This is a genomic window from Polaromonas vacuolata (assembly GCF_012584515.1).
Classification (GTDB): domain Bacteria; phylum Pseudomonadota; class Gammaproteobacteria; order Burkholderiales; family Burkholderiaceae_C; genus Polaromonas; species Polaromonas vacuolata.
Window position 1 is genome coordinate 1,979,648 of the sequence record NZ_CP051461.1, and the last position, 26,329, is coordinate 2,005,976.

Sequence of the window (26,329 nt, forward strand, 5' to 3'; positions counted from 1 at the left end):
CATGGCAAACCTTAAAGGCAAACTGGGCTGGCTGCTGCTCATTAGCGTAGGCTTGGCGTTTCCTTGGCTGGCCGGGAACGACTATTACTTGACGGTTATGAGTACGGCCTATATTTTTGCAATTGCAACGATTGGCCTTAACTTGATTACCGGCTACACCGGTCAACTCAATTTAGCGCATAGCGGCTTTATGGCTGTGGGTGCTTATACCGTCGGTATTCTCACCGTCGACTATCACTTCACATTCTGGGCAGCGTTCGCGCTGTCGGGTGTGGTCGCCGCAGCACTCGGGTTTTTTATAGGACTTGTGTCGCTGCGCTTAAAAGGTCATTACTTTTCTATCTTCACGCTGTGCGTGGGCTACATCATGTTTTTAGTGATTGAAAAGTGGGATGGCCTGACACACGGAACTGTGGGTATTTTGGGCATTCCAGCGCCCGAAGCTATTGGTTCTATAACTTTCACCACGCCACTGGCGCTTTACTACTTAGTCTTTTTCTGGCTAGTAGTGGGTATGTGGGCGATGCGACGGATTGTCAATTCACTGCTAGGCCGTACCTTTATAGCAATACGCAACGGTGACGAACTGGCGGAATCCTTGGGCATAAACTTAATGCGCAACAAGGTGTTGGCCTTTATGTTGTCGGTTTTTTATGCCGGCATGGCCGGTGGTCTCTATGCTGGTTTTGTGCGCTTTATCGGCCCAAGCATAGCCGGCGTAGAACACACTTTTGACATGACCATGTACATGTTGGTTGGCGGTCTGGGCACGCTAATTGGCCCACTCTTGGGCGCACTAACAGTGCCTTGGCTAACCCAGTATCTGCAGTTTTTGCAAGAATACCGATTCATTGTGTTCGGCCCTATCTTGGTATTACTGGTTATTTTTGTTCCCAATGGCATCGTCGGCAGCTATCTTGCTTGGCGCACGCGTCGCACTGATTTGAAGGGCAAGAATGCTTAAGATTGATCACCTCACCATACGCTTTGGCGGTTTGGCTGCTGTCAATGATGTCAGCACCATCATCGAAGAAGGAAAAATTAACGCCATCATCGGGCCTAATGGCGCTGGTAAAACGACGTTTTTCAACTTAATTAGCTGCGTCTATAAACCCACTTCAGGCACCATCACTTTAGACGGACGCGACGTAACATCCCTGCGTACCGACCAAGTTGCCCGTCTCGGCGTAGCGCGTACTTTTCAGACGACGTCGCTGTTTAACGGGGCAACCGTACTCGACAACCTCATCGTTGGCCACCGCTTGCGCACGCGCTCAGGCTTGCTCGATGTGCTGTGCAACTCTAGCCGGCTCAGGGAAGAAGAACGCATCTGCCGCGAAAAAGCCCGCGATGCGCTTGACTTTGTGAGCCTCTCACACATTGCCAACCGACTAGCCGGCGACATTACCCAGGAAGAACGAAAACGCGTAGCTTTTGCACTAGCGCTGGCCACCGACCCCAAGCTGCTGCTGCTAGATGAGCCAGCCGGCGGCTTAAACCCAGAAGAGACGCTGGGCTTGGCTGAGTTGATACGAAAAATGGTTAGTCACGGTCTAACGGTGTGCTTGATAGAACACAAAATGAACATGATCATGAGCCTAGCCGACAAAATTTTGGTGCTTAACTATGGCGAAAAAATCGCTGAAGGAACACCTGCAGAGATTCGCGCGAACCCAGCGGTGATCGATGCTTACTTAGGGAGCGACCATGCTGGCATTTGAGAATTTATCGCTACGCTACGGCAGTTTTTTGGCCTTAGACGGCGTGACAATGCATGTAAAAGAAGGCGAGTTGGTGGTTCTTTTAGGCGCAAACGGCGCCGGTAAAAGTTCGATTTTTTTAACCGCCAGTGGCATCCATAAAGCTGCCGGTGGCAGCATTCGCTATGGTGACAAAGAACTCGTAGGAATGCGTGCATCACAAATCGTTGAAGCCGGTGTGGTGCAGTGCCCTGAGGGACGCAAGTTGTTTCCCGGCATGTCGGTGCTGAAAAATTTAATGCTGGGCGCTTATGTTCACAGACGTGATCCAGCGCCGAGTAAACGCATGTTGGAAGAAGTGCTTGCACTGTTTCCGATTCTTGCGGAGAAAAAAGACGATCCAGCAGGCTCACTCAGCGGTGGTCAACAACAAATGGTGGCCATTGGCCGCGCCATGATGGGCCGGCCCAAAGTGCTGCTGCTCGATGAGCCGTCGCTAGGTTTGGCGCCACTGGTGATCAAGCAAATGTTTGAAGTCATACAAAAAATCAATCAGTCCGGTACGACCGTGATGCTTGCAGAGCAAAACGCATTTGCCGCACTCAAGATCGCTCACCGCGCCTATGTCATAGAAAGCGGACGCATCGTGATGGAGGGCGACCCAGAAAAGTTACTCGCCGATGACACGATACGCAAAGCCTACATAGGCACCTAAGCAACTTAGCAACTAAGCGACTAAGCACTTTTCTTTTTTTCACACCCAGGAGACAAAACCCATGAGAAAAAACCCATCAGCTTCAAAGCTGCCTTCACGCCTGCGTATGTCGGCGCTTATTCTGGCTTGTGCAACCCTCACAGCCGGCCCCGTATTAGCGCAAGAAATTGTCAAAATCGGCTACTCTGGTCCACTCTCAGGTGGTGCTGCTCAGTACGGTAAAAACGTGCTCGATGGCGCGCTGATGGCGATTAACGAAGTCAATGCGACGAATCCAGAAATCGCAGGCAAAAAAGTCAAGTTCGAGATGGTCTCACTAGACGATAAATATAGCCCGAGTGAAACCGCCATCAACGCCCAGCGTCTGGTGCAGCAGTACAAAACCGCAGCTATATTGGTACCGCATTCAGGCGGTATTTTCGCCTTGCAAACGACTAACGAAGCGCAAAAATACCTGCTGCTGGCGTATAGCAGCGTGCCGCAAATCACCAACCGCGGCAACAAACTGACGCTGCGAATTCCGCCAGAGTTCACCTCTTACATCAAGCCTTTTTCGGCATACTTGATGACACGCTACGGCAAGAAGATCGCTTTGATCGGTGCCGACCACGATTACGCCAAAGCTTGGGTTGCAGCCTTTAAACCCGCATGGGAAGCCGCTGGCGGCACGGTTGTGGCAGAAAACCCCATGTCTTACAACCGCGCGACCGACTTCTACAGCGGCGTGAGCAAAGCTTTAGCGGCCAAACCTGACGTGTTGTTTGTTGGCGGCGCTTCTGAGCCGACTGGCTTAGTCGTCAAACAAGCCCGCGAATTAGGTTTTAAAGGCGGCTTTTTCGTCATCGATCAAGCCAAGCTTGACGAAATGGCAAAAGTGACCGGTGGCTACGGCGCTCTTGAAGGTGCGATTGGCGTGCTGCCAGTGGTGGATGACCCAGCGCCTGAGATGAAAGACTTTGTTGTTCGCTTCCACAAGATTTACCCTAACCGTGATCCAGGCTCTGAAGTGGTCTGGAACTACACCGCCATCCACGCCACGTTGCAAGCTATGAAATTAGCTGGCACTACGACCGATGCAGTCGCCATTCGTGCCCAACTGCAAAACGGTTACAAAGCCTTGAGCTCTGCACAAAATCCTGGCGGTGTAACCGGCGTTGACGCACAAGGCGGAACCATCACGGTCACTCGTGGCGGCGCTGTTGAAAACGGCAAAGTTAAGGTCATAGAGACCCCGGCTGCTAAGTAAGCATCTTCATAGTCATTGAGATACCGGTTGTTTGCCGCTTGCGGCGCAACCGGTATTTTTTTGTCTGCTAACAGAAGGTCTCTCACCTTAACGAAGGCGTTGCAAACGCTCTTTTGGAAGCGCAATTTATAACAGTAGTAACGCCAAAAATATCGTCTGAATTTTTAGCGCCCTACTCATGTAAGACTACTCCGATTTATGCCGGCTAAATCACATCACCAATTCACATCCCGATCCGGCGTCGCGCTGATTCGGTGAATGGACAAATCTGCACCGTCGAACTCTTCTTCTTGCGTCATGCGTAAACCCATAGTGGCTTTAAGAATACCGTAGACTAAAAATCCTGAAAGCAAAGCCCAAGCCACACCCATCAAGCTGCCAATCACCTGCGCACCAAGGCTGACTCCTCCTAAACCGCCAAACGCTTTGCTGCCAAAAATACCAGCAGCAATACCGCCCCAAAGACCACATAAGCCGTGCAGCGGCCAGACGCCAAGCACATCATCAATCTTCCATTTGTTTTGAGTCAGTGTGAACATCACCACAAACACTGCGCCGGCTATACCGCCAACCACCAATGCGCCCAGCGGATGCATTAAGTCGGAACCGGCACAGACTGCAACTAGTCCAGCCAAAGGGCCGTTGTAGACAAAGCCGGGATCGTTCTTACCAAGAACTAACGCAACCAGTGTGCCGCCCACCATCGCCATGACGGAGTTAACAGCCACCAAGCCTGAAATTTTATCTATGGTTTGTGCGCTCATGACATTAAAGCCAAACCATCCAACCGTTAGCACCCAAGCGCCTAGCGCAAGAAAGGGAATGCTTGATGGTGGATGAGCCGAGACACCACCATCTTTGCGATAGCGGTTGTTTCGTGCACCAAGCAATATCACTGCCGGCAGCGCCAGCCAACCGCCGACAGCATGCACGACGATAGAGCCGGCAAAATCATGAAACTCAGCGCCGGTCAAAGACTTAATCCAAGCTTGGACACCAAAGTGTTGGTTCCAAACTATGCCTTCAAAGAAGGGGTAGACAAAGCCGACTATGACAGCCGTTGCTATGAGTTGTGGGTAGAACTTTGCCCGCTCCGCAATACCGCCCGAAATAATGGCGGGAATCGCGGCAGCAAAGGTCAGTAAAAAGAAGAACTTGACCAGCTCATAGCCATTTTTTGCGGCCAACTCTTCTGCACCCATGAAAAAATGCGTGCCATAAGCCACGCCATAACCGACTGCAAAATAAACCACGGTAGAGACTGAGAAGTCAGCCAGTATTTTCACCAAGGCGTTGACCTGATTCTTTTTTCTGACCGTCCCGAGTTCGAGAAAAGCAAAACCTGCGTGCATGGCGAGCACCATGATGGCGCCCAACAGAATGAACAAGACATCTGAGCCCTGTTTTAGTGCTTCCATAAATTCCTTTTCGAGCAATTACTTTAAATTTGGTGCGATATTGTGCAATTTATTTTAAATTGCACCAATTACAAGCAATTTTTGCGCCAGAAATGTGCTTTTGAATGCACTGAAAACACTCTTTTTTAAAAAAGCTTTTTTAGATTTTTGTAATCAGAGAAATATTTAGCTGGCGGACAACTGGGCAAAAAAAAAGCGAGCTTTTAACCCGCTTTTATACAAACTGACGCCGCTCGCTTCAGCACCAGTCTGACTTGAAGCAAGCTAATCGATTTTTGCGCCCGAGTCCTTCACCACTTTTGTCCACTTGGTGATTTCAGCTTTTTGATGTGCGGCAAGTTGCTCAGGCGTTGAGCCGATTGGCTCTAAGCCAAGGTCAAGCAAACGCTTGGCGACCGCTGGTGACTTAATGATTTTGCTGACCTCTAATTGCAGCTTATCAATAATTGGCTTGGGCGTATTAGCCGGTGCAAAAAGTGCAAACCAAGAAACCGCTTCAAAGCCGGGCAAACCAGACTCGGAAATGGTGGGAATGTCCGGTGCCGCTGGCGAACGCTGCAAGCTGGTCACACCCAGTGCGCGCAGTTTTCCCTCCCGAATGAGGGGCAAACTAGACGGCAAATTATCAAACATCATGGTCACCCGACCACCGAGCAAATCGGGAATAGCGGTCGCCCTGCCCTTGTAGGGAATGTGCGTCATATCAATGCCGGTCATGGTTTTAAACAACTCGCCAGAAATATGAATAGAGGTGCCAGTGCCCGATGAAGCGAAATTCATCTTGCCCTCTTTTTTGCCCAGCGCAATAAAGTCTTTGAGATTTTTAGCCGGTGAATCGTTGTTCACCACCAGTACATTTGGCGTTGAGGCCAGCAGAGTAATTGGGGTGAAGTCCTTGACCATGTCATACGGCATCGAAGCGTAAATAGCACCATTAATGGAGTGCGTGCCCACCGTGCCAACCACAATGTTGTAGCCATCAGGTGCTGACCTTGCCACATAGTCTGAGCCAATATTACCGCCGCCACCGGGCTTATTTTCAACGATCACACTCTGGCCCCAAGCAGTTGTCAAACGTTCGGCCAAAATGCGTGCCAGCGTATCAGGTGCGCCGCCGCTGCTAAAAGTAACAATGATGTGAATCGGCTTGGCAGGATAGGCTGACGCATTACTAGTTTGTGCGATTACGGATGCAGCAGCGCTAATAGCAAGCAGTGTCAAACCAGCACGAAAAATCAATTTTTTCAGCATCTTATCTTTCGGTAAACCTTCATTGTGAATAGCTTAGAGGCCTAAGGTAGAGAGGGTTTTCCAGTGTCTCTGACTCGACAAGTCATTGACAGTTAAGCCTCTAAATTAGAGGGCTAAATTTTTTAAACAACACCTGAACAAACGTCGCTGAAATGCGGCCATTCAGATTGATGAAAGTGTGCTGAAAATGAGTGTTAAAAAACTGTTTGACCTGACTGGCCAAGTCGCGCTGATAACCGGCGGCTCGCGCGGCTTAGGCCTGCAAATGGCGGAGGCCTTGGGCGAGATGGGTGCCAAGCTAGCCATCACAGCGCGTAAAGCAGATGAGTTGGAAGCGGCCAAAATTCATCTTGAGGCCATGGGCTATGAAGTTCAAACCTTGGTCTGCGACTTGTCTAAGTTCGACCAAATACCGGGCTTGGTAGACCAAGTGCTGGCACGCTACAAAAGCATTGATATTTTGGTTAATAACGCAGGTGCTACTTGGGGTGCAAAAGCTGAAGATTATCCCGATGCAGCGTGGCACAAAGTAATGGATTTAAATGTCAGCGCACCGTTTTTCTTATCCCGCGAAGTCGGCAAGCGCTGCATGATTCCGAATGGGCGTGGCAGCATTATCGTCACCGCTTCAGTCGCCGGTCTTAAAGGCACGCCACCAGGCATGCACACGATTGCCTACAACACCTCAAAAGCAGCGGCAATTAATTTTGCCCGCACACTGGCCTCGGAATGGGGCCATTACGGCATTCGCGTGAACGCAATTTGCCCGGGCTTTTTTCACAGCAAACTCGCCAGTGGCTTAATAGAAAAACTAGGCGCTGAACTGATTGACCGGTCTCCGCTGCGGCGTATTGGCGGCGACGAAGATCTAAAAGGCGCAGTGGTATTTCTGGCTTCAGATGCCTCTAGGCATATCACGGGTCAAGCTTTGGTGGTTGACGGTGGAGCGAGCATTATTTAATCAGCTTAAGAACACGCCTTTGCAGGCGGTGGAAAAACTTTTCTAAATCCTGCCCTGCGCCCTAGCGCGGGTCTGCTCAAAATCAGCCGGCGTTTCATAGCGTCGGTCTGATTTACCCGCTTTGAGCACATAGCCTGGAACGCCATGGCCAACCAAACCTGGCATTTGCGCGGCGCACGCTAGCAATGCATCGAGGTCAACGCCACTGCTGTAGCCCATGCTCTCAAGCATATGGGTCAAGTCTTCGGTGCAAATATTCCCTGTCGCGCCCGGCGCATAAGGGCAGCCACCAAGTCCGCCAAGAGACGCATCAAAATGATCAATTCCAGCCGCTAAACCGGGCAATACATTGGCCAATCCCATGCCGCGCGTATTGTGAAAATGCAGCGTGATTTCAACCCCATGCCAGCGCTCGACCAAGCCTTGGCAGATGCGTTCTACCTGCGCTGGATTGGCCATGCCAGTGGTGTCGCATAGCGTGATTCTGCCTACGCCCTGCTCTTTAACAAACCAGTCGCCCAAAGCCAAAACCTCGGCCACCGGCACATCGCCTTCCATGGGGCAACCGAAGGCAGTGGATATCGACAAATTAATCGCACTTTGACCTTCGGCAAGACGGCAGATATCAGCGAGCACGCGGCGCGACTGCTGGCGCGTCATGCGGGTATTGCACAGATTGTGCGTCTCGCTGGCTGACATAACCAGATTGAGTTCATCAGCCTTGCATTCGAGTGCGCGTTCAGCGCCACGCATATTCGGCACCAGTGCAGCGTAACAAACGCCGGGTAAGCGCTCGATTTGGCAGAGCACCATTTCGGCATCGCGCAGCGCAGGTATAGCCTTAGGAGAAGTAAAAGATGTGACCTCGATTTTGTGCAGGCCGGTGCGTGATAAGGCGTTGATCATGCGCACTTTGTCTTCGGTTGCGACAAATTGACTTTCAATCTGCAGGCCGTCACGCATGGCCACGTCGTGAACATAAATTCGTCTTGGCGTCATCAGCTAATCTTTCATTGAGGGGTCGAAAACAGAACCGTATTTTTGACATTACCTTAGCACTTTCTACAGCAAACGCGGAACACATCTAGACCAATAAGCGCTGAGTCAGGCATTAAAATGCAAGGTTAAGCTAAGTACTTAGCGCCGAGCAGACGTCAACAACAGCCAAGGTATATCGAATGAAATTTTTAATCCGTCTGTTTTTTAAAACAGTGCGAACCGTGATGGGACCGCTATTACTAATTTGGGAAATCATCAAACGCCCAAAGCCGATGCACAGACAAGCCGCACTGCAAGCCAAGGTCGACAACGAATGCCGTGATCTTGCGCTGTTTCAATTCAAGACTTGCCCGTTTTGCATGAAGATCAGGCAAGAAATGCACCGCTTGTCTTTACCGATTGAGCGCCGTGATGCGCAGCACGATGCAGCGAATCGAACCGCATTAATAGCCGGCGCTGGCTCAGCCAAAGTACCCTGCTTAAAAATTACCAACGCCAAGGGCAAGGTCGAGTGGTTAACAGACTCAAAAGCCATCATCAGTTATTTACGCGGTCGATTTGAAAACGCTGGAATTTAAATAATTTTAAAACGCAATAGTTTGTGTCTACGCCTAGATATCGCCTAATTTGTGCATAAATAAAAACCTCAATTGAAAGGATTTTTATCATGTCTGACATCGCAAATATTCAAACTGAAAATGTTGCCTACGTGGCACCGCAAAAAAACCCAGCCGTCAGTTTTGGCGGCGATCGCGATGGCTCTAAGGCCGGTGCACCAGAGATGGCGCCGCCACAACCACCGCCGGTCTCCAAGCCAACCGCGACTATTGGCAACAACATCAACACCACCGCATAAGCCAGGCGTGCATTGCGTCTCAAGAGCGATGGGCTTGAGACCTAGCAGCAGTGCTATGCTGCGCAACCATGATTATTCACAATCCACCGCGTCTTATTTGCTTTAACAAGCCTTATGGCGTGCTGAGCCAATTCACACCTGAAGGGCGCTGGCAAGGTTTGGCGGATTTCATTCGTATTCCAGAAGTTTATGTAGCCGGCCGGTTAGACGCCGACAGCGAAGGACTGCTGCTGCTCACCAACGATGGAAAGCTACAAGCGCGCATCAGTGACCCGCGCTTTAAAATGGAAAAAACCTATTGGGTGCAAGTTGAAGGCATTCCCGACGAGAGCGCTTTGTCGGCTTTGCGAGAAGGTGTGATGCTCAAAGACGGCATGACACTACCAGCATCTGCACAAGCTATAGATACGCCGCCAGTGTGGCTGCGTGAGCCGCCGGTTAGGATTCGCCAAGCTATACCCACAGCCTGGATTTCACTGGGTATTCGCGAAGGCCGTAATCGCCAAGTGCGGCGCATGACTGCCGCTGTTGGCTTTCCCACGCTGCGTTTAATACGTGCCGCTATTGGCCCCTACTCACTGGAGGGCTTGGCCTTGGGTACTTGGAGAGATGCTATAGAAATTATGTAGGCAAGTGCGCTAAGCCGATTATTTCGGCATAGTCACTTCAATTTTAAAAGCGGAGTACCAAGCTGATAAATCATTAATATCTTTATCGCTCAAAGGTTTGGCAATAATGCTCATGACTTGATGTGAGCGTTTGCCGCTGCGGTAATGTAGCAGCTGCTCCTGCAAATAGATTTCCGATTGACCGGCTAGATTAGGCGCTTCAATCATGGTGGAAATCCCATTTTGACCGTGGCACACCACACACTGCGCAGACTTAATTTTACCCGCTTCGATATCGCCAGCTTGCGCCCATTGCAGTGGACTAATGATTAAAAATAGCGCTGCTGTTAACTTCAATATTCGCATTATTAATTTCATTTCATTTCAAAAAAATGGGGCGATTAAAAAACCGCCCCACAGCTTGGGTTGCCCAGGCCTTATCAGTTGGAGTAGGTCACGCGGTAAATTGCGCCAGCATAATCATCAGAGATCAGCATAGAGCCATCCTTGAGCATGGCCACATCGACGGGACGACCAATATAGGTTCCAGTTTCAGGACTGAGCCAGCCTTCTGCGAAGACTTCAGATTTCTCACCCGAACCATTTGGTTTGAGTGAGACAAAATTAATCAGCGCGCCGCTGGCTGGTGAGCGATTCCAAGAGCCATGGGCCGCGACAAAAATACCGCCTTGGTATTTAGCCGGGAACATTTTTCCGCTATAAAAAGCCATGCCGAGCTGAGCTTGGTGTGCTGGAAATTCAACTTCCGGAAAAACTGCATTAGCCGGCTCTTTCATGTCCTTAAGGTCTGGCGCGGCGGCACTGCCCGCCACTTTGTAATGACCATTCCAATACGGATAGCCAAAGTGTTGACCGACTTTAGTCGAGCGATTGAGCTCGCCGGGTGGAATTTCATTGCCAAGACCATCGGTCTGGTTGTCAGTCCACCACAAGCTGCCGTCTTTCGGGTTGAAGTCTTGACCAACAGAATTACGCACGCCGCGGGCAAAGATTTCCCGGCCGCTGCCATCCATATTCATACGTACGATAGCGCCAACACCTTGACGATCAAGCTCTACGTATTTGTCAACTGGTGGCACATTAAACGGCTGACCGACGGTGATGTAGAGCTTGTTATCCGGGCCAACTCGGCAAGTGCGTGCGCCGTGGTTGTAAGACTCGAATTCGACCGGAACGAGTTTGCCTTGTGGCACGATTTCGCCAACAGCGACATCCGGGCCTTCATAGAAAAACTCAGCCGCAGGGAAGCTCAGCACTCGGTTGTGTTCAGCAATTACCAGCACACCGTCTTTAGTCCAGCAAACGCCATTCGGATTTTTAAAAGACAGTGAGGGTGCGAAAGCCTTAACCTCGGTGGCTTCGCCGCCATTATTTCTATCGGTCACTGCCCAAACTCTGGTCTTGCGGGTGCCAACAAACAGCATATTCGTCGATGGTGCAACCGCCATGTGACGGGCATCTGGCACTACCGCGTAGAGATCAATCTTAAAGCCCGGTGGCATTTTGATTTTCTTCAGATTGGCGCGCAACGCGTCTGCATTTTTTCCGGTTTGCGGAACTAATGGGATATCTAAATCCGTAGTTGCCACCTTCATTTGCTTCAAATTGCTAAGCGTGCCATCTGCACTTTGAGCACCCGCTTGCATAGCGAATACGCAAAGGCTGCTTAAAAAAGCAACCCGGATTTTTGTTAATTTCATTTTGTCTCACCTTTTTTATTTAAAAATACAAGCTAGCTATTTACTGGAAATACTCACCAACAGTTATCTTATTCAAAATGTAAGTTGATGATCTAAGCCAATCCCAGTGAAAACCCTTAAGCAAAGGTGAAAACACGCGTTAATTTGTAACTATTTGCTCGTATTTCTAAGTGCTATTTTTTTCATACTTTTGTGGTTCGTTAGGTCTTAACAAAGTGATGGTCAGCATGGTTTAACTCCACTTAAGGCACACGGCGGCTGATGGCAGCTTGAACATGCAAGGCGTAAATCAAGCCAGCGAATAGGCACTTGTAAGGAGATGACTGGTTTTAATAGGCAGCATTGATGCGGTTTGCTGTTAGGCGATGGTCACTGGTTTCGCGAAACGCATTGGCAAGTTGCCGCGCTGCATTCGCATAGACCAGCACATCAACACCGACCGCTACAAAAGTGCAACCCAGCTCAAGATAACGGCGAGCCAGTGCGTTGTCTGAAGTCAGCGTACCGGCAGCCTTGCCCGAAGCGACTATGGTCACAATCGCTGCCTCAATCGCCGCTTGCACCTCAGGGTGTGCCGGGTTGGAGCGGTGGCCCATTGACGCAGCTAAATCAGCCGGGCCGATAAATACACCGTCGACACCGTCTACCGCACAAATTGCCGCTAGATTTTTGAGCGCTAAAACACTTTCCGCTTGAACCAGTAAACAGACTTCGCTGTCCGCTACATCCATGTAATCGCTGCGCGCGTTCCAGCGCGAGGCGCGTCCCACGGCACTGCCCACACCCCGAACGCCCTGCGGGGGATAACGCACTGCCGCAGCCATAGCGCTGGCCTGCTCCGCAGTCTCGACCATGGGAATGAGTAGCGTCTGCGCGCCAATGTCGAGTAACTGCTTGATCAGCGCCACATCACCCTCAACAGCTCGAACAACCGCATGCGCCGGGTAAGCCGCTAAAACCTGTAGCTGAGCCAGCGTGCTGCGCACATCATTGGGTGCGTGCTCACCATCAATCAGCAGCCAATCGAAGGCTGCGCTGGCGCTGACTTCAGCCAGATAAGCATCAGCCATGGATAACCACAATCCGATTTGTGGACGACGCGCTAACAGCGCTGATTTAAAAAGATTACCGGATGCCATGAAGTGTCCTTGTAAAAATCACACAGCGCATTGCACGCAAGTGATTCGATTCATTGTCACCTAGCTTGATTTCTAGTTATTCTATTGCGCACAATTCAAATGACAATGACTGCGCGCGCGCCACCGCACCAACAAAACCCGCTGGCAATTGCAGATCAGAAAATTGACACGATTGAATTTTCAAGTCCAAAGCAAAGCGCCATTCTTCCAAACCCAGCCCAAGGCATTTCAAGCCAGCTTCGATGCGCGTCCACTCATGGGAGAAAGCGATCATTTGTTCCGCCGCTTTATTACTCGCTATACGCTTATAGGCGGCTTGGCCCAGATAGTCTTTTGCCAGCGTGTGCCAATCGAAATCTTGCGGTACTTGCATCAAGTCGACTCCAACCGGCGCTGACCAGTCCAGCACCGCAATAGATAAACCCGGTTGGTGGCTAAAAGATAAAAACAGCTTAGGCAAAGGAGCCGGCATCGAAACGTGCAGCGGCTGACCAGCAATAGAAGCAATAGAAATTGCGCTTGGCGCAAGTTTGTAAAGCGCCGCTAAAAATGCTGTGACTGCCGCACGCAGTTCAATCCGTGCGACCTCACGCTTAGCGCTTTTGGGCACAGCCAGACTAATCACCAACAGATCTAGATCAGGTTTAACAGCCTCAATCTGCGCAATCGATAAGGGCCAAGAATGAACGGTTAGCCGCTCTACAAGCATGGCCGCCGAGAGATTCAAAATTGCGCCGGAGCAGCCGGGCAACCGCGCCAAGCACTGGCCGCAGGAATCACTTCACCCTTCATGACCAAAGTCAGCGCACCTAATTTTGCGTTGTCCACGACCACAGCGCTGTAGAGCACGCAGCTGCGAGGCCCCATATAAACGCGGCTGCCAATAGTGACGTGATCGACCTTCATGACTCGGTCTTCAAACAAATGGGTTTGCGGGCAAGCCAATGCATTCAATTCGCTGTAGTCGCCAATTTTTACGCAATCGAACTCAGTGATATCGGTGGTGTCAAGATAAACGCCGCGCCCAATCTTGGCGCCCAACAAGTTTAGAACTAGCGGCAGCCACGGCGTGCCGCGCAGATAGCGCAAGAAGTTAGGCACGGCAATTCCTTCATAAAGATTGGTCACCGCTTCTGAGAACCAGACGAACGGTGTCCACATCGGTACGCTGCGTTTTTTGTAGCGAAACACCAGTAACCACTTGAGCATGGCAACGAAGAAGAACGTACCTATGCCGTAGGCCAAGCCAGCAATTGCCAAGTAATAAACCACGCGAATCCACAAACCATCAGAGGCCAAAGGCATGACGCCCAGCACCACAGTAAAACCCACAGCGATCACAAAGGCGTGCGGCGTGATGATGCGAAACGCCTCCACCGTGCCGCGTCCTAAGCGGCGCAATAACGATGGATTAAAGGTCAGGTGCTCATCGAAACATTGCACTGCTTCGCGCGCTGGCAAATTAATAGGCGGCGAGCCCAACCATGTATCACCATCGCGCATGACGGCGTTGGCTGGTGCCGAGGAATGCACACCAATCAATACATTTTCTGGCAATAAAGTGCCATCAGGAATGTAAGCACCGTTGCCAACAAAGCTACGCCGAGAAATCACGGTCGGCCGTAGCGTCATCCAGCCCGCATCGATTTTCTCGTCGCCCAGCATGACGGCGTCCGCAATAAAAGACTCGTCACCAAGCGTGAGCATATCGGGCACCAAGCCGAGCGCGGTGGATATTTCTGCGCCTCGGCCGACTTTGGCACCCAATAATCGATACCAAAATGGCGCGTAAACAGTGGCGTAAACGCCGTGTAAAACGCTAAGGCTGGACTCTTGAATCTGGTTCACCAGCCATTTGGCGCAATACAAATTGCTGTGCACCGGCCAGCTCCCAGGTTTCATACGCGGCAACACTAGCCAACGCACACCAGCCGAGAGCAACACGGTGCAGACAATTAACAAAGCCGTGGCGGGAAAAGCCAGCAAAAAGTATTTCACCAGTTGCTCAGTCACAGCGCCTTGCGGGATTGGCGCTAAACCATCCGAGCCGTCGATTAAATCTATCAGTATGAAACTGGGGAAAACCGGCAGAAAAAATAACGTGGTGATGACAAGCGCACCGCACAGAAAAAATATCGCTTCAAGCACATGTCGCAGCTTTGAGACGACTGGGCGCGGCTGGTTCGAAGCGGGATCAAAAGCCCCAATATCAAGCGCCGGTGAGCCACTAAACACACGCCCTGCCCCAACTTGCATACCGTCGCTCAAGGCCGATTGACCCTCTAAATGGCCGAGTGCGCCAATCTCAGTATTGCCTTCTAAGACCGCGTAAGAAGACACGTTCGCGTCAATTCCAATTTTGATAGTCCCAAGATGCAGCACACCGTGCTCAACCCGCGCATTTTCAAAATTAACTGCATTGCCAATACTGGCACCGTCGCCAATCTCTAAAAGATCGGCGACACGCAAAGTACCAGAACCAATCATCACATCCCGACCAATCTTCGCGCCCAGTGCGCGCAGCCACCAGGTGTAGAGTGATGAGCCGTTAAGCATATAAGTCGGCGCCGCCTCAATCATGCGGTCGGCCAACCACCAACGGTAATAAGTCAGGCCCCAAAGTGGATAACGGCCCGCCTTTAATCTGCCGGCAACCATCCATTTAGCCGCAATCGCCAGCACAAAAGTCAACAAGGTCGCGAGCAAAAAAGCACCAGTCGATGCGGCAATCGCAAAGGTGATGGACTGGTCTGCGTCGCCGGTATAAAAGTGATAGGTGAAAAACGGTGCTAACCACTGGGCCATGTGCAACGTCACCAACAGCGGTATGACTGCTGCCTGGGCTAAGCCGCAACGCCAGCGCTTTAAAGCTGACGGCGGCGTCCATTGGGTATTGACGGGCGGCAGCGCATCATGATCCAGCGCCAGCACTTGAGCAATCCGGCCAATGATGCGATTTTGATAGATGTCACGCACCGTGACATGTGCAAAACGCGCATCGGCTCGCAAGGCCGACGCTAGCCTTGCTGCAAATAAAGAATGGCCGCCAAGATCAGTGAAGAAATCTGCATTGCGGCGTATCGGTTGCCCAGGAAAAAGCTTCGCCAAAGCGGAAAACAAGGCTTTTTCAGTATCCGTATCGGGCTGATCCGAGGCCGTCACATCACCAACAAATTGCGTCAGCGGACGCGCTTTCAAAGCCTTGCGGTCAATCTTTCCTGAAGTCAGGCGCGGCATTTCAGTGAGTAACTCAAACACACTCGGCACCATGTAGTTGGGTAAGGCAGAGGCTAAAGCGCTGCGCAACCAGGCCACGGCGGGTGGTTGATCAATGCTTTGCGGCACGAGAAAAGCCAGCAATTGATCAATACCATTTTCAGAGCGCAGCACAACGGCAGCCGCACCAACACCGGCTTGCTGAGACAGCACGGCCTCGATCTCACCTAGCTCAACCCGAAAGCCGCGAATCTTGACCTGGTCGTCAGTGCGACCCAAACACTCCACAAGTCCATCGGGCAATATGCGCGCTAAGTCACCGGTTCGGTAAAGTCGGCCCGGCTCAGCACTCGGAGCCCAAGGATTGAGCAGAAACTTGTCGGCAGTTAAATCCGCCCGACCGAGATAACCCTGAGACAAGCCAGGCCCGGTAATACACAGCTCACCGACCTCGCCCATAGGCATGATTTGCAGCGGCCCTTCAGCAGTGGCGTTAATCACCAGCATGCCGTAATTGGGCAGTGGCCGGCCAATCGTGACAGGGGTGTCCGGATAAAGCTCAGCCAAGCTTGCCGATACGGTGGTTTCCGTAGGGCCATAGGTATTAAAAAGTTGCCGGCCTTCACGCCACCAGCGTTTAACCAGCGGCTGAGGACAAATTTCGCCGCCCAAATTAATCAAGCGCAGGCTGCTGACATCGCGATTAAACAAAGCCAGCAGCGTCGGAACTGCATGCAGCACAGTAATTGCATTGTCTGACAAGGCCAGCGGTATTGCTTCAGGATCAGACGCAATTTGACTAGGCGCGATCCAGACGCTGGCGCCGACCAAGTAACTAATCCATATCTCTTCAAAAGACATGTCAAAGGCCAATGAAAAACCTTGGTAGACACGATCGCTTGCGGTCACACCAAGCAAGGCATTTTCACTGCGTAAAAAGTGGCAAATACTGCCGTGGTTAATGACTATGCCTTTGGGTTTGCCGGTAGACCCTGAGGTGTAGATGACATAAGCGGGATGACTGGGCAATAAATCTACGCGTCTGCGCAAGTCCAGTTGAGACTGCTCGCTCAAAACTTCTGCAGTCCAGACCGGACAACTGCATTCGTCAAGTCGGGGCTTAAAAATTTCGCAGCTCACAACTCCAGCCGCATTAGCATCCAACAGACAGACCAAAATCCGCTCAACAGGCGTATCGGCGTCAAAGGCTAACCAAGCTGCACCGGCCTTGCTAATGGCCAGTTGCATGACCAAAAGCTCAATACCGCGCGGCAACCACAGGCCGATAATTTGACCCGGCACAATCCCCGAAGCTATCAGGTGTGAAGCTGCCAGGTCGGCCCTATTGTTGAGTTCTAAATAACTCAAGCTGTAGGAGCCAAATAACAACGCCGTCTGTGCTGGCGTGCGCTCAGCTGTCGCTTCAAACAAATCGGCTAAGGACTCGTCACGAATTAACTCAGGACGGTGTTGACCTTGTAGAAAACTGTCGACTAAAACTTCATTTCTCATCTAGTGGGCTTAAAAAAATAAGCCAACATTTTCATAATTCGGCCTTGTCAATTGAATTGTGCGCAACTTACACACTTAGTGATCATAAACAAAGCGAAACGATTTTAAGTTTTGAATCGTTACAACATTAAGTTGTAAATTTTTTACGCCTCATGCTTTGGATTGTCTTTTCTTAAGCGGTAGATAAATGACTCTTTGGTCACTCGACAAACACTGCGGATAGGACTTTCCAAAAATCGTCATTACCAGTAGCAAAGACTAGACAACGACTCTAGAAATTGAATACATTATATCAATAGTTGTCACAAAATAAATCACTAAACTAAACTTAAAAATAACGACATAACCCGTGTTCAAACAAACTGATTCACTCAAACCCTTTCGAGCCCACTTGTTCAAACATGACAGGCGGGCGATGTTTCTAACAGGTGCCAGCCTATTAGTCGCTACGGTTGGATATTTTTACCTTAGGCAGCGCAAGAAGTGTCAAAAGAAAGTTTTATCGACTTCAAATTGTGTAGCACCAGAAAGCGATTTTTTTGATTCGGCCCTACCTTTATCTGAAGATCAACTGCAGACATTAGATCTACAGACCGGAACGGCTATGTATTAACGATCACTGCACAAACCACCCACCACCCACCACCCATTTCTGCCAGCTCAGTTCTGCCAGCTCAGTTACCACCATACACAGTTTTATGAAACCACGCTTTAAATCTAAAAGCTGTCGATTAATAGCCAACGTTTTATGTCTAGCGGGATGGCTGGCCTCTACCACTACAACTGCCAATGCTGACTTAATTGAACAAATAAAGCAGCGTGGAATCATTGTGGTTGGCGTCAAAAAAGATGTTCCGCTGTGGGGTTTTAAAAATACCACTAATGGGCGTATAGAGGGACTTGAGCCGGATCTGGCAGAAGACATTGCGCGCCGACTTGGCGTTAAGTTGGAACTTCGTGGCCTAAGCACGGATGAGCGCATACCCGCGTTACAAAGCGAGCGAATTGACGTCTTAATCGCAACCCTGTCGCATACGCAAGAGCGTGAAAAATTAATGACCTTAGTCGCGCCAGACTACTACGCATCTGGAGTAAGTGTTTTGGCTAAAAAGCGCGATAAATTTAACGTGTGGGATGATTTAAGAAACCGGCGAATTTGCAGCCGCAGAGGTGCTTTTTATAACCCGCGGATTCAAGTCTGAAGTGCAACTTTGAAACTAACCGGACGGGTGGGTGAGATGTGAGAGCATCCAAGCTTCCCGACCACCAAGTCAAAGTTGCCCAGAATGATTTACACACACCTCACCCGTGACGAACGTTACCAGATTGCAATCCTCGCCAAAGCAAACTTCAATCAAAGTGAAATTGCAAAAATGATGGACCGTGATAAATCGAGCATCAGCCGTGAGTTGCGTCGTAACCGCGGTCTACGAGGCTATCGCCCTAAGCAGGCAAATGACAAAGCCCAAGAACGTAGACTTGCCTGCGCCAACAGTCCTAGAGTTGCTGACTCGACATGGGCTGTAGTGGAGGAAAAGTTGGCTGAGGCTTGGAGCCCCGAACAAATCAGCGGCCACCTCGAAGCTCGATGCCAACCCGGTGTTAGCTATGAGAGCATTTACCAGTACATCTACGCTGACAAACGCGCGGGCGGCAGCTTGCATAAAACACTGCGTTGCCAGAAGACGCGAAAAAAACGCAGCAGCGGCCGTGAACGGCGCGGCACCATCTCTCGCCAGGTCTCAATAGAACTGCGACCCGCCATCGTGCTTGAGCGTGCGCGCTTTGGCGACTGGGAGGCTGATCTGGTGATTGGTGCCGGGCAGAAGCAAGCCCTAGTGACGATTAACGAGCGTGTCTCTCGGTATTCAATAATTTTCCACGTGCCATTCAAAACAGCGCAAGCCGTAGGGGACGCGTTAATCACTTTACTTAAACCATTCGCTCATTGCGTGCACACACTCACGACAGATAACGGCAAGGAATTTTCTCAGCATGAACGAATAGCTTCTGCGCTGAGTGCAGATTTCTTTTTCGCCCATCCATACGCCTCGTGGGAGCGTGGGGCAAACGAGAATATGAACGGTTTGATTCGCCAGTTTTTCCCAAAGGGGATGCGCTTTAATTGCATCACCGACGATGACATTGCTTTAGCGATGCACAGGCTCAATCATCGTCCTAGAAAATGTTTGGGGTATCGAACACCGCATCAGGTTTTTATGGAAGAGTTAAAGTCCAACTAACACGCTGTTGCACTTCAAGCTTGAATCCGCCACCGCCTTATAACTGTGAAGTACGGCATTAATTTAGTTGCCCTCTACAACAACCAAGCCTCTATTAATGCACTGGGTGACGGTCGTTGTGACGGCTTACTCTACGACGACACCAATATCGTTGCACTGCTGCAAACCACGCGCTGGAGCAGTGACCATGAAATGCGACTGCCAACACTTTATGTCACACCATGGTCAATTGCACTGAGATCACAAGAACACGGCAGTGCTTTTGAACGACTCATTTCTGATGCAATAGTTGATTGGCATAGAACCGGTCAATTATTAGAACTTGAGCGACATTGGAAAATCCCCGCATCGAGCTTTGCGCTCAAACACAATCAAATTTGGAATCAAAAAAAAACTGACGGTACTTATTTCTGTGGAGAAAAACTCAACCCAGATACACCAAAGGAATGTCGATGAATGTGCCCGAACCACTGGGCGAAAGCGATCTTCGCGCAACCTACGATAGCTACTTCGCGTCGAAGGAATATCAACAGCGCTATCCACACCCCAACATTGGAACGCTGGCATTTTTGCAGCGCCATGTCATGGGGCAATGTCAAAAAATTCTTGATGTGGGATGCGGCGATGGACGCTATGCCATCCCTATTTTGCAAGGCTGCAATGCTAATGTCACAGGCTGCGATATTTCCGCTGCAGCGTTGAAGTCATTTCGCGATACAGCAGCAGCGCAGGCTATTTCTGATGCGCGGTTTGAGCTGCTGCATCATTCAGTTGAACAGATACATCAAAACAAATATTTTGACGCCATGCTGATGATTTTTGGCGTGCTAAGCCACATTAAAAAAAGTAATGCTCGTAAAGCCATGTTGCAAAAATTAAGGCAACTGGCTAAACCTAACTGCAAACTTATTTTGTCAGTTCCCAGCATTTGGCGGCGCAGACCTTGGGACTTGTTGGCATCAGCTTTTCATCATGACAGCATGCTTTGGGGGGACATCAGTTTTAACCGAACTATTGCAGGTAAAACCCAAACCTTTCCGTATCACTTGTATAGCGTGAGCACGCTGAGGCTAGAGCTTAAACAAGCCGGTTGGCACTTAGTAGCGTGTGAAGCAGAAAGTTTGTTCCCAGAGTGGCTAGTTACCCAACACGAACGACTTGGAAAAATTGATCATTTTGCCCAACGTCTACTGCCAGCTTCGTTGGGGTACGGCATTCGGGCGATGGCGGTTGCTGTTGAGGGGAGCGAATAACTTTGAAGAACGCTAAATCGTGTGAAATCTTAAATTGCAGACGATTCGTCACCATTTTCAGATTTTTGTTTAGCCCAAGTTTTTTTCTTAGCGTGCTCGCACTAAGCCTGCTTGTGATGGTGAGGCCATTAATGGGCGAGACTTTGGCACAAATCAAAAAACGTGGCGAAATCATAGTCGGCGTAAAAACTGACTACCCACCATTCGGTCAGCTAACGCCTGATGGGGAGATGCAAGGTTTAGAGCACGACTTGGCACAAGACTTAGCCAATCGAATTGGTGTGAAGCTAAAACGCGTGAGTGTGACGGGTGCTAACCGATTACAAAAACTCGAAGAAGGCACGGTTGATATTTTGATTGCTACTTTGGGCGACACCGCTGAGCGCCGCAAAGTTAGTGCCTTAGTTGAACCCGGTTATTACCAGTCTGGCGCTACTTTACTGGCACGTCCACTTTCAAACTTAAAGAGCTGGCAAGACCTTCAGGGTAAAACCGTATGTATTTCGCAGGGCGGATATTTCAACGCTTCAATGGCGCAAATGTATTTATTTACGCCACTCACATTTGACACGCCAGGCCAAGCCAAGCTCGCCTTACGAGATGGGCGTTGCATCGGCTATTTGTTTGACAACATAGCAGCATGGACAGAGTTACAAAAGCCTGAGTGGTCGGATTATCAAGTTTTATTGCCCGCAGAAAAAGTCGTGACCTGGCGATTGCAATGCCAAGATCAGCTCAAACAAACGCCTTAGGACAAGTCATAAGCGACACCGTTATAGATTGGCATAGAAACGGATTTTTATTGGCATTAGAGAAAAAATGGAAACTTTCTGCATCGCCTTATCTCAGTAATATGCACAAACTGTGGTCACAAAAAACTGCTGACGAAACGGCCTATATATGCACAAAAAATAAGCATGGTTTTTTTCCTGTGCAATGTCAAACCCGCAGCTTGGTTGCAGCACACACACAAGAAAGCAAAGCCACGCGACAAATAGGTTTATATTTTAAAGAATTCAGCGGTATAGACCTAAGCTTTATCTATGACGACTATGACAGACAACGATTTTTAACAGGTCTTGAAGGCACTGTTTTCTTAATGCTCTCAACACTTATTTTAAGTTTACTTTTAGGAATAGGTGGCGCATTCGTTGTGGAGTCGAATCAAAAAATTTCTAAATATATGGTGCAATTAATCTCTGTTTATGCAGGTATGACGCCACCACTTTTACAAATTTATCTGCTTTTATTTGGTGTCGGCAGTCTTTTGAGAGAGTTGTTTGAGCTGCAACTGAGCACATGGTTGGTTGTCGTATTTTGTCTAAGTCTTTACACCGCTTCTTCAGTCATGCGTGCAGTGCTGGAATCATGCCAACATTTACGTATTGACAGACCAAATTTTCGCCTGCGGGTGAGCTCTCACCTGAGCATTGCACAGGCCTACGAAGGCGCGGCTGGATCAATCAGCGCATCCTTAATTAACGTCTCAAAAGCAAGCATGATCGCTTCAGCCATTGCAGTCCCCGAGCTGCTCTCTGCGACGACGTCAATCATGTTGGACAGTGGCAATGTCAGCGAGATGATGAATACTTTACTCGTGACCTTCGTCGTACTCATCGCCTTAACCAATCGCTTGATTAAAACCTTAGAAAATAAACTGCGGGAAAAAGCGGCAGAAATTTATGAGTGAGATGTCAGCGTTAATCAAATGGACACCCTTTTTATTGGGTGGCTTTGTCTGGAATATTGTGATTGGTGTTTTAGCCATGACGATAGGCTCGTTACTTGGCGTAGTGCTGGCCAGCTTGCGTCTGTCAGATAAAAAATGGCTCAGAAACATCAGTTATGGACTGACAACGCTGAGCTGCAATGTGCCCACTATTGTGTTTCATTTTTACTTGGTGATTATGCTGCCCAGCGATTGGGCGATACCGGGACTTGAGTGGACGATTAATTTTCCCGCTTGGCTAAAAGCATCCTTGGCCTTAGCTATCGCCGTATTGGGTTTTACTTCTAATAATTTAATGATTGCCCTGCGTCAATGGCGTGCTGGGAATCACGCCGCAGCGATGCTGTTTATTCCCGCATGGATTAACTATATGCTGATCATCATCATGGCATCTAGTACAGCGTCAATTATTGGTGTTAGCGAAATACTTAGTCGCTGTAATATCGTCATCTCTGCAAGTAATTACGGCAGTGATGGCCGGCTGATGCTACCGGTATATTTGTATGTGAGTATGATTTTTTTAAGCTTTTGTTATCCACTCAATTGCTTGATGAAAAAACTCCAGTCATACCTTCGCGAAAAGTACGTCTAAGACTTAGTTTTAGTTTTAGTTTTAGTTTTAGTCGCTTATTTGCAGCAAAAACTGATCTGCAATATTTTTCAGACACGAGCTGTCAACGCTTTATGAGCGCAAACTCAAAAATCTAAGCCATCAAAGTATTTTGGAAGTGTGAGTTATAGTGAAAAAAGCTGTGTCCAGCTTGGCAGGCTTGGCCTGTTCCCATTCATTAAAGAACTGATACAACATGCTCCAATCCGCAATCGAAGTTATGCCGCGCGACCTCAGCGCATACAAAACCGGTAACACCGGCATTGACTATGTGCACCGCTTCGAGTCGGGCAAACCCGGCCCACATGTGATGATTAACGCATTGACACATGGCAATGAATTTTGCGGCATGACAGCTGCTTGCCACTTGTTAGACACCGGCTTGCGCCCACTGCTAGGCACTTTAACGATCAGCTTTGCCAATGTCCAAGCCTATGAAACCTTTAACCCAGAGAGTCCGTTCGAGTCTCGCTTAATCACCCACAATCTCAACCGTGTTTGGTCTAGCCAATGGTTAGATGGAAATGAAGACAGCAGCGAGCTGCGCCGCGCTCGCGAAATGCGACCAGCTGTCGCAGCAGCCGATCACATACTAGACATACATTCAACCAGCCAAGATGTTGTCCCCTTTTGGGTCTATCCCGGCTTTGCTCGCAACGCCGCCGTAGCTATGGCCTTGCCCAGTCCTGGCGTTCATTTGGTCATGCCCAGCGGTATGAACTCTGGCACGCCACTGATTCAACACGGTCAACATGGAAAAGCCACCGGCAGCGGTACTGCCATGGTGGTGGAATGCGGTCAGCATTTCTTGCAAGCTACTGGCGACCTCGCCATAAAAATCAGCCTAGACTATCTCGCTCATTTTGGATTGATTCAACAACGCCTAGAATCAACCACGCCGCAACGCCGCTTTGAATTGATAAGTACACATGTCATTGCAAATGATGACTTTGTATTTAGCCGGCCAGTAGTTGGTTTCGAGACCTTCGCGAATGGCGAACTCATAGCCACAGATGGCGACCAAGAAGTACGCTCACCTTGCGATGACTGTACTATTTTCATGCCTGCACGCAGTGTCAAAGTCGGTCATGAAGGTGTTTACTTAACGCGGCCGCTGAACTGATGCCGCGCGTGGCTTAAGCCACGTTTGATTGGCGGCGCAAACTTGTCTTTAGATAAAATCTGTCCAGGCAAGCGCCAACTGTTGTTGTATAAAAATTAACTTGCCCAATTACGCGGCTAATTAATCAACACGGCCGCCAGCATCAATAACTCGCTTAACGAAGGAATATCATTCATGGGGTTTTTTCTAGTCGCGCTGCAATTTTCATTGCTACTGCTACTGGCCAACTTAGCTGCACCAAATGTTGCGCAAGGCCAAATACCAGCCGGTGCATTACTGCTGGCGCTAAGCTCACTAGCCTTAATGGGCTGGACACTGATGCATAACCGTATCGGTAATTTCAACTTTCGCCCCATGCCCAAACCAGAAGGTCAACTAATCACAAGTGGACCGTATCGCTGGATTAGACACCCCATGTACACGGCGGCCTTGCTAGGCGCCTCAGCCATGGTATGGACTGGCAACTTGTTGCCTGGCTTGTTGCTGTGGTTTGCATTGGCCAATGTACTGCTGCTAAAGTGCCGTCTGGAAGAGCGCTGGATGATCTTGCAACATCCCGATTACGCTAACTACGTGCTCCGCACTAAGCGATTTATCCCCGGTTTGATTTGAAGATTAATAGGTTTAATGGGCTGAGTGAAGACTCAGCGTTTTAGCCAGTTATCTGAAAAATTGGATTGGGCACTAGAAACTAAAAAGCCCCGCATTACTTTGAAAGTAAAACGAGGCTTATACAACTTATGCACAACAAGCGCATAAGTTGCAAGTGACTGGTGGGTCCTGCGGGGGTCGAACCCACGACAAACGGATTAAAAGTCCGCTGCTCTACCAACTGAGCTAAGGACCCAAAATGGATAAACCATTAAGAGTTAAATGGTGGGATGTGCGGGGGTCGAACCCACGACAAACGGATTAAAAGTCCGCTGCTCTACCAACTGAGCTAACATCCCAAATTTTCTCTCTATTTAGACATCTTTAAAGAAGTCCAGCCTCAAATTATAGCGTGCTTTATCGGCTCTTTTTAAAAATCAATCGGCTATTTTCCCAAGCACCCAACCAGCAGCGCAAATACCAAAAGTTGCGGTGACGCTGACCACAGATCCATAGCCATGACAATTGAGACTATTGTCGCTTTGAACAAAGCTTTGATCATCGTTTTGAGACGCCGCAATAGGCATAACAAATTCCTTATCTTCTAGCGCCTGATCGCTAGCCAAAATATTCTCGTCAATTAATGCTCGAGCCGCTGGTGCTGGGCGCGCCACGGCTTCGCGGCTAAACACACAATTGACACCGATTTTTCCTTTACGTGCAGCACCTTGCTCTTTGCGCAAGCGGTAGCGCAACTGGGCTAACAATGGGTCGTGCGTGGTCAAGGACAAATCTTCAATATCGACCTTGTGCGCTTCGCGTTTTCCACCAGCTGCGCCGACTGAGATGAAATGCAGCTTTGCATCAGCATTTTGAGACGCATTAAATTGCAGCGCCCAAGCCGCCATGGCGGTCTTAGCGCGCACTTGGTCACAGGCATCAATCACCGCAATACCGGCACCGCTTTGACCTTGAACTCTGCCCAATTGGGCTATTGCTGGCCAGTTGCTGGCGTCTACAAATTCTTCAATACAGCGCACATCGCAGTCGGGATTGATCTGCGCAATCCGTTCCCGCATAGCTTGGACTTTGGCTTGGCCTAACGTGCTGTCTAAGGCGTGAATTTGACGATTAATGTTGGACTCGGCGATATTATCCAAATCGATTAAAGTTAAGCGTGCCACTCCACTGCGCGCCAACGCCTCAGCAGCCCAAGAACCGACACCGCCCAAGCCAACCACGACCACGTGGGCAGCTCTTATTTTGCTGGCGCCAGCCACGCCATAAAGACGCGCCAAGCCATTAAAGCGGCGTTCTAAGTCCGCATCAGGTAACGGATTTTGATGATTAGATAAGCTCATGTTGAGGTTTGAGTCATGCGCCAAACTTGAAACTTCAGAGCGGAAAAACTCACCGCCACTTTAATAGCCATTGATGC

At 49.6% G+C, this 26,329-nt stretch carries 26 protein-coding genes and 2 tRNA genes; 17 read left to right on the forward strand and 11 right to left on the reverse strand.

Translation table 11 applies throughout. The features are described 5' to 3' along the window. The first annotated feature begins 1 nt into the window (after position 1). From HC248_RS09020 to HC248_RS09035, 4 genes are all read left to right on the forward strand, one after another. A complete protein-coding gene (locus HC248_RS09020) occupies positions 2-964 on the forward strand; it encodes a branched-chain amino acid ABC transporter permease (RefSeq protein WP_168922209.1) in 963 nt (320 codons plus the stop codon). Further along, the gene (locus tag HC248_RS09025; RefSeq protein WP_168922210.1) at positions 957-1,721 is read left to right on the forward strand and encodes an ABC transporter ATP-binding protein; all 765 of its coding nucleotides are present in this window, start codon (positions 957-959) and stop codon (positions 1,719-1,721) included. Before HC248_RS09020 ends, HC248_RS09025 begins: the two co-directional genes overlap by 8 nt. Next, positions 1,708-2,415, forward strand: a complete 708-nt coding sequence (locus tag HC248_RS09030; protein WP_168922211.1) for an ABC transporter ATP-binding protein — start codon at positions 1,708-1,710, stop codon at positions 2,413-2,415. The genes HC248_RS09025 and HC248_RS09030 overlap by 14 nt, the downstream gene beginning before the upstream one ends. Before the next feature lie 61 nt (positions 2,416-2,476). After that, positions 2,477-3,661, forward strand: coding sequence for an ABC transporter substrate-binding protein (locus HC248_RS09035; RefSeq protein ID WP_168922212.1), 1,185 nt, complete (start codon positions 2,477-2,479; stop codon positions 3,659-3,661). A gap of 215 nt (positions 3,662-3,876) precedes the next feature. Here the strand turns inward: HC248_RS09035 and HC248_RS09040 are convergent, their stop codons facing one another. After that, positions 3,877-5,079: an ammonium transporter gene (locus HC248_RS09040; protein ID WP_168922213.1), complete on the reverse strand. Its 1,203-nt coding sequence runs from the start codon at positions 5,077-5,079 to the stop codon at positions 3,877-3,879. 264 nt (positions 5,080-5,343) lie between these two features. After that, positions 5,344-6,330, reverse strand: coding sequence for a Bug family tripartite tricarboxylate transporter substrate binding protein (locus HC248_RS09045; protein WP_168922214.1), 987 nt, complete (start codon positions 6,328-6,330; stop codon positions 5,344-5,346). A 187-nt stretch (positions 6,331-6,517) separates the two neighbouring features. On the opposite strand from HC248_RS09045, the gene HC248_RS09050 reads away from it, so the two are divergent. After that, entirely contained in the window at positions 6,518-7,291 is a 774-nt protein-coding gene (locus HC248_RS09050; protein ID WP_168922215.1) for an SDR family oxidoreductase, read from the forward strand. Positions 7,292-7,333: 42 nt separating this feature from the next. Here HC248_RS09050 and HC248_RS09055 read toward each other — a convergent pair whose 3' ends face one another. Further along, positions 7,334-8,290 carry a hydroxymethylglutaryl-CoA lyase gene (locus tag HC248_RS09055; protein WP_168922216.1) on the reverse strand — a complete coding sequence of 319 codons (957 nt, stop codon included), beginning with the start codon at positions 8,288-8,290 and terminating at the stop codon, positions 7,334-7,336. Between the two features lie 179 nt (positions 8,291-8,469). Between HC248_RS09055 and HC248_RS09060 the strand changes: the two genes are divergently transcribed. From HC248_RS09060 to HC248_RS09070, 3 genes are all read left to right on the forward strand, one after another. Next, on the forward strand, positions 8,470-8,868 hold the full coding sequence (locus tag HC248_RS09060) for a glutaredoxin family protein (protein ID WP_168922217.1): 399 nt from the start codon (positions 8,470-8,472) through the stop codon (positions 8,866-8,868). 89 nt (positions 8,869-8,957) lie between these two features. Further along, positions 8,958-9,146 (forward strand): hypothetical protein, encoded by a 189-nt coding sequence (locus HC248_RS09065; protein WP_168922218.1) that lies wholly within the window; start codon positions 8,958-8,960, stop codon positions 9,144-9,146. 68 nt (positions 9,147-9,214) lie between these two features. Next, positions 9,215-9,775 carry a pseudouridine synthase gene (locus tag HC248_RS09070; RefSeq protein WP_168922219.1) on the forward strand — a complete coding sequence of 187 codons (561 nt, stop codon included), beginning with the start codon at positions 9,215-9,217 and terminating at the stop codon, positions 9,773-9,775. Between the two features lie 18 nt (positions 9,776-9,793). On the opposite strand, the gene HC248_RS09075 is transcribed toward HC248_RS09070, so the two are convergent. The 5 genes from HC248_RS09075 to HC248_RS09095 form a co-directional block, all read right to left on the reverse strand. Continuing rightward, a complete protein-coding gene (locus tag HC248_RS09075) occupies positions 9,794-10,120 on the reverse strand; it encodes a c-type cytochrome (RefSeq protein WP_202882355.1) in 327 nt (108 codons plus the stop codon). A gap of 74 nt (positions 10,121-10,194) precedes the next feature. Beyond that, positions 10,195-11,475 (reverse strand): PQQ-dependent sugar dehydrogenase, encoded by a 1,281-nt coding sequence (locus tag HC248_RS09080; RefSeq protein ID WP_168922220.1) that lies wholly within the window; start codon positions 11,473-11,475, stop codon positions 10,195-10,197. Positions 11,476-11,804: 329 nt separating this feature from the next. Beyond that, the gene (hpaI, locus tag HC248_RS09085) at positions 11,805-12,614 is read right to left on the reverse strand and encodes a 4-hydroxy-2-oxoheptanedioate aldolase (protein ID WP_168922221.1); all 810 of its coding nucleotides are present in this window, start codon (positions 12,612-12,614) and stop codon (positions 11,805-11,807) included. Positions 12,615-12,690: 76 nt separating this feature from the next. Then, the gene (locus HC248_RS09090; protein ID WP_168922222.1) at positions 12,691-13,374 is read right to left on the reverse strand and encodes a 4'-phosphopantetheinyl transferase family protein; all 684 of its coding nucleotides are present in this window, start codon (positions 13,372-13,374) and stop codon (positions 12,691-12,693) included. Continuing rightward, positions 13,338-17,342: a Pls/PosA family non-ribosomal peptide synthetase gene (locus HC248_RS09095; RefSeq protein WP_168922223.1), complete on the reverse strand. Its 4,005-nt coding sequence runs from the start codon at positions 17,340-17,342 to the stop codon at positions 13,338-13,340. Before HC248_RS09095 ends, HC248_RS09090 begins: the two co-directional genes overlap by 37 nt. A gap of 698 nt (positions 17,343-18,040) precedes the next feature. Between HC248_RS09095 and HC248_RS09100 the strand changes: the two genes are divergently transcribed. The 9 genes from HC248_RS09100 (at position 18,041) to HC248_RS09140 (ending at position 24,912) form a co-directional block, all read left to right on the forward strand. Next, the gene (locus tag HC248_RS09100) at positions 18,041-18,544 is read left to right on the forward strand and encodes a transporter substrate-binding domain-containing protein (RefSeq protein ID WP_168922224.1); all 504 of its coding nucleotides are present in this window, start codon (positions 18,041-18,043) and stop codon (positions 18,542-18,544) included. 84 nt (positions 18,545-18,628) lie between these two features. Then, positions 18,629-19,585, forward strand: a complete 957-nt coding sequence (locus HC248_RS09105) for an IS30 family transposase (RefSeq protein WP_168921001.1) — start codon at positions 18,629-18,631, stop codon at positions 19,583-19,585. A 45-nt stretch (positions 19,586-19,630) separates the two neighbouring features. Further along, positions 19,631-20,041, forward strand: coding sequence for a type 2 periplasmic-binding domain-containing protein (locus tag HC248_RS09110; protein ID WP_168922225.1), 411 nt, complete (start codon positions 19,631-19,633; stop codon positions 20,039-20,041). Continuing rightward, positions 20,038-20,838, forward strand: a complete 801-nt coding sequence (locus HC248_RS09115) for a class I SAM-dependent methyltransferase (protein WP_168922226.1) — start codon at positions 20,038-20,040, stop codon at positions 20,836-20,838. The genes HC248_RS09110 and HC248_RS09115 overlap by 4 nt, the downstream gene beginning before the upstream one ends. Positions 20,839-20,981: 143 nt before the next feature. Next, a complete protein-coding gene (locus HC248_RS09120) occupies positions 20,982-21,590 on the forward strand; it encodes a transporter substrate-binding domain-containing protein (protein ID WP_168922227.1) in 609 nt (202 codons plus the stop codon). After that, positions 21,503-22,528, forward strand: coding sequence for a type 2 periplasmic-binding domain-containing protein (locus HC248_RS09125; RefSeq protein ID WP_168922228.1), 1,026 nt, complete (start codon positions 21,503-21,505; stop codon positions 22,526-22,528). Before HC248_RS09120 ends, HC248_RS09125 begins: the two co-directional genes overlap by 88 nt. Further along, on the forward strand, positions 22,521-23,159 hold the full coding sequence (locus HC248_RS09130; protein ID WP_168922229.1) for a polar amino acid ABC transporter permease: 639 nt from the start codon (positions 22,521-22,523) through the stop codon (positions 23,157-23,159). The genes HC248_RS09125 and HC248_RS09130 overlap by 8 nt, the downstream gene beginning before the upstream one ends. A gap of 214 nt (positions 23,160-23,373) precedes the next feature. Next, positions 23,374-24,300 carry a M14 family metallopeptidase gene (locus HC248_RS09135; protein WP_168922230.1) on the forward strand — a complete coding sequence of 309 codons (927 nt, stop codon included), beginning with the start codon at positions 23,374-23,376 and terminating at the stop codon, positions 24,298-24,300. A 174-nt stretch (positions 24,301-24,474) separates the two neighbouring features. Continuing rightward, positions 24,475-24,912 (forward strand): methyltransferase family protein, encoded by a 438-nt coding sequence (locus tag HC248_RS09140; protein ID WP_168922231.1) that lies wholly within the window; start codon positions 24,475-24,477, stop codon positions 24,910-24,912. A 159-nt stretch (positions 24,913-25,071) separates the two neighbouring features. Here the strand turns inward: HC248_RS09140 and HC248_RS09145 are convergent. The 3 genes from HC248_RS09145 to HC248_RS09155 form a co-directional block, all read right to left on the reverse strand. After that, positions 25,072-25,147: transfer RNA gene (locus HC248_RS09145), tRNA-Lys, on the reverse strand. Positions 25,148-25,174: 27 nt separating this feature from the next. Continuing rightward, positions 25,175-25,250 (reverse strand) — tRNA-Lys (locus HC248_RS09150). Positions 25,251-25,328: 78 nt separating this feature from the next. After that, complete coding sequence (locus HC248_RS09155) at positions 25,329-26,252, reverse strand: tRNA threonylcarbamoyladenosine dehydratase (protein ID WP_168922232.1); 924 nt, start codon at positions 26,250-26,252, stop codon at positions 25,329-25,331. Positions 26,253-26,329: the final 77 nt, after the last annotated feature.

Coding starts and splice junctions, on each gene's coding strand:
- HC248_RS09020 (WP_168922209.1), top strand. CDS start 2: ATGGCAAACCTTAAAGGCAAACTGGGCTGGCTGCTGCTCATTAGCGTA.
- HC248_RS09025 (WP_168922210.1), top strand. CDS start 957: ATGCTTAAGATTGATCACCTCACCATACGCTTTGGCGGTTTGGCTGCT.
- HC248_RS09030 (WP_168922211.1), top strand. CDS start 1,708: ATGCTGGCATTTGAGAATTTATCGCTACGCTACGGCAGTTTTTTGGCC.
- HC248_RS09035 (WP_168922212.1), top strand. CDS start 2,477: ATGAGAAAAAACCCATCAGCTTCAAAGCTGCCTTCACGCCTGCGTATG.
- HC248_RS09040 (WP_168922213.1), bottom strand. CDS start 5,079: ATGGAAGCACTAAAACAGGGCTCAGATGTCTTGTTCATTCTGTTGGGC.
- HC248_RS09045 (WP_168922214.1), bottom strand. CDS start 6,330: ATGCTGAAAAAATTGATTTTTCGTGCTGGTTTGACACTGCTTGCTATT.
- HC248_RS09050 (WP_168922215.1), top strand. CDS start 6,518: ATGAGTGTTAAAAAACTGTTTGACCTGACTGGCCAAGTCGCGCTGATA.
- HC248_RS09055 (WP_168922216.1), bottom strand. CDS start 8,290: ATGACGCCAAGACGAATTTATGTTCACGACGTGGCCATGCGTGACGGC.
- HC248_RS09060 (WP_168922217.1), top strand. CDS start 8,470: ATGAAATTTTTAATCCGTCTGTTTTTTAAAACAGTGCGAACCGTGATG.
- HC248_RS09065 (WP_168922218.1), top strand. CDS start 8,958: ATGTCTGACATCGCAAATATTCAAACTGAAAATGTTGCCTACGTGGCA.
- HC248_RS09070 (WP_168922219.1), top strand. CDS start 9,215: ATGATTATTCACAATCCACCGCGTCTTATTTGCTTTAACAAGCCTTAT.
- HC248_RS09075 (WP_202882355.1), bottom strand. CDS start 10,120: ATGCGAATATTGAAGTTAACAGCAGCGCTATTTTTAATCATTAGTCCA.
- HC248_RS09080 (WP_168922220.1), bottom strand. CDS start 11,475: ATGAAATTAACAAAAATCCGGGTTGCTTTTTTAAGCAGCCTTTGCGTA.
- hpaI (WP_168922221.1), bottom strand. CDS start 12,614: ATGGCATCCGGTAATCTTTTTAAATCAGCGCTGTTAGCGCGTCGTCCA.
- HC248_RS09095 (WP_168922223.1), bottom strand. CDS start 17,342: ATGAGAAATGAAGTTTTAGTCGACAGTTTTCTACAAGGTCAACACCGT.
- HC248_RS09100 (WP_168922224.1), top strand. CDS start 18,041: ATGAAACCACGCTTTAAATCTAAAAGCTGTCGATTAATAGCCAACGTT.
- HC248_RS09105 (WP_168921001.1), top strand. CDS start 18,629: ATGATTTACACACACCTCACCCGTGACGAACGTTACCAGATTGCAATC.
- HC248_RS09115 (WP_168922226.1), top strand. CDS start 20,038: ATGAATGTGCCCGAACCACTGGGCGAAAGCGATCTTCGCGCAACCTAC.
- HC248_RS09130 (WP_168922229.1), top strand. CDS start 22,521: ATGAGTGAGATGTCAGCGTTAATCAAATGGACACCCTTTTTATTGGGT.
- HC248_RS09135 (WP_168922230.1), top strand. CDS start 23,374: ATGCTCCAATCCGCAATCGAAGTTATGCCGCGCGACCTCAGCGCATAC.
- HC248_RS09140 (WP_168922231.1), top strand. CDS start 24,475: ATGGGGTTTTTTCTAGTCGCGCTGCAATTTTCATTGCTACTGCTACTG.
- HC248_RS09155 (WP_168922232.1), bottom strand. CDS start 26,252: ATGAGCTTATCTAATCATCAAAATCCGTTACCTGATGCGGACTTAGAA.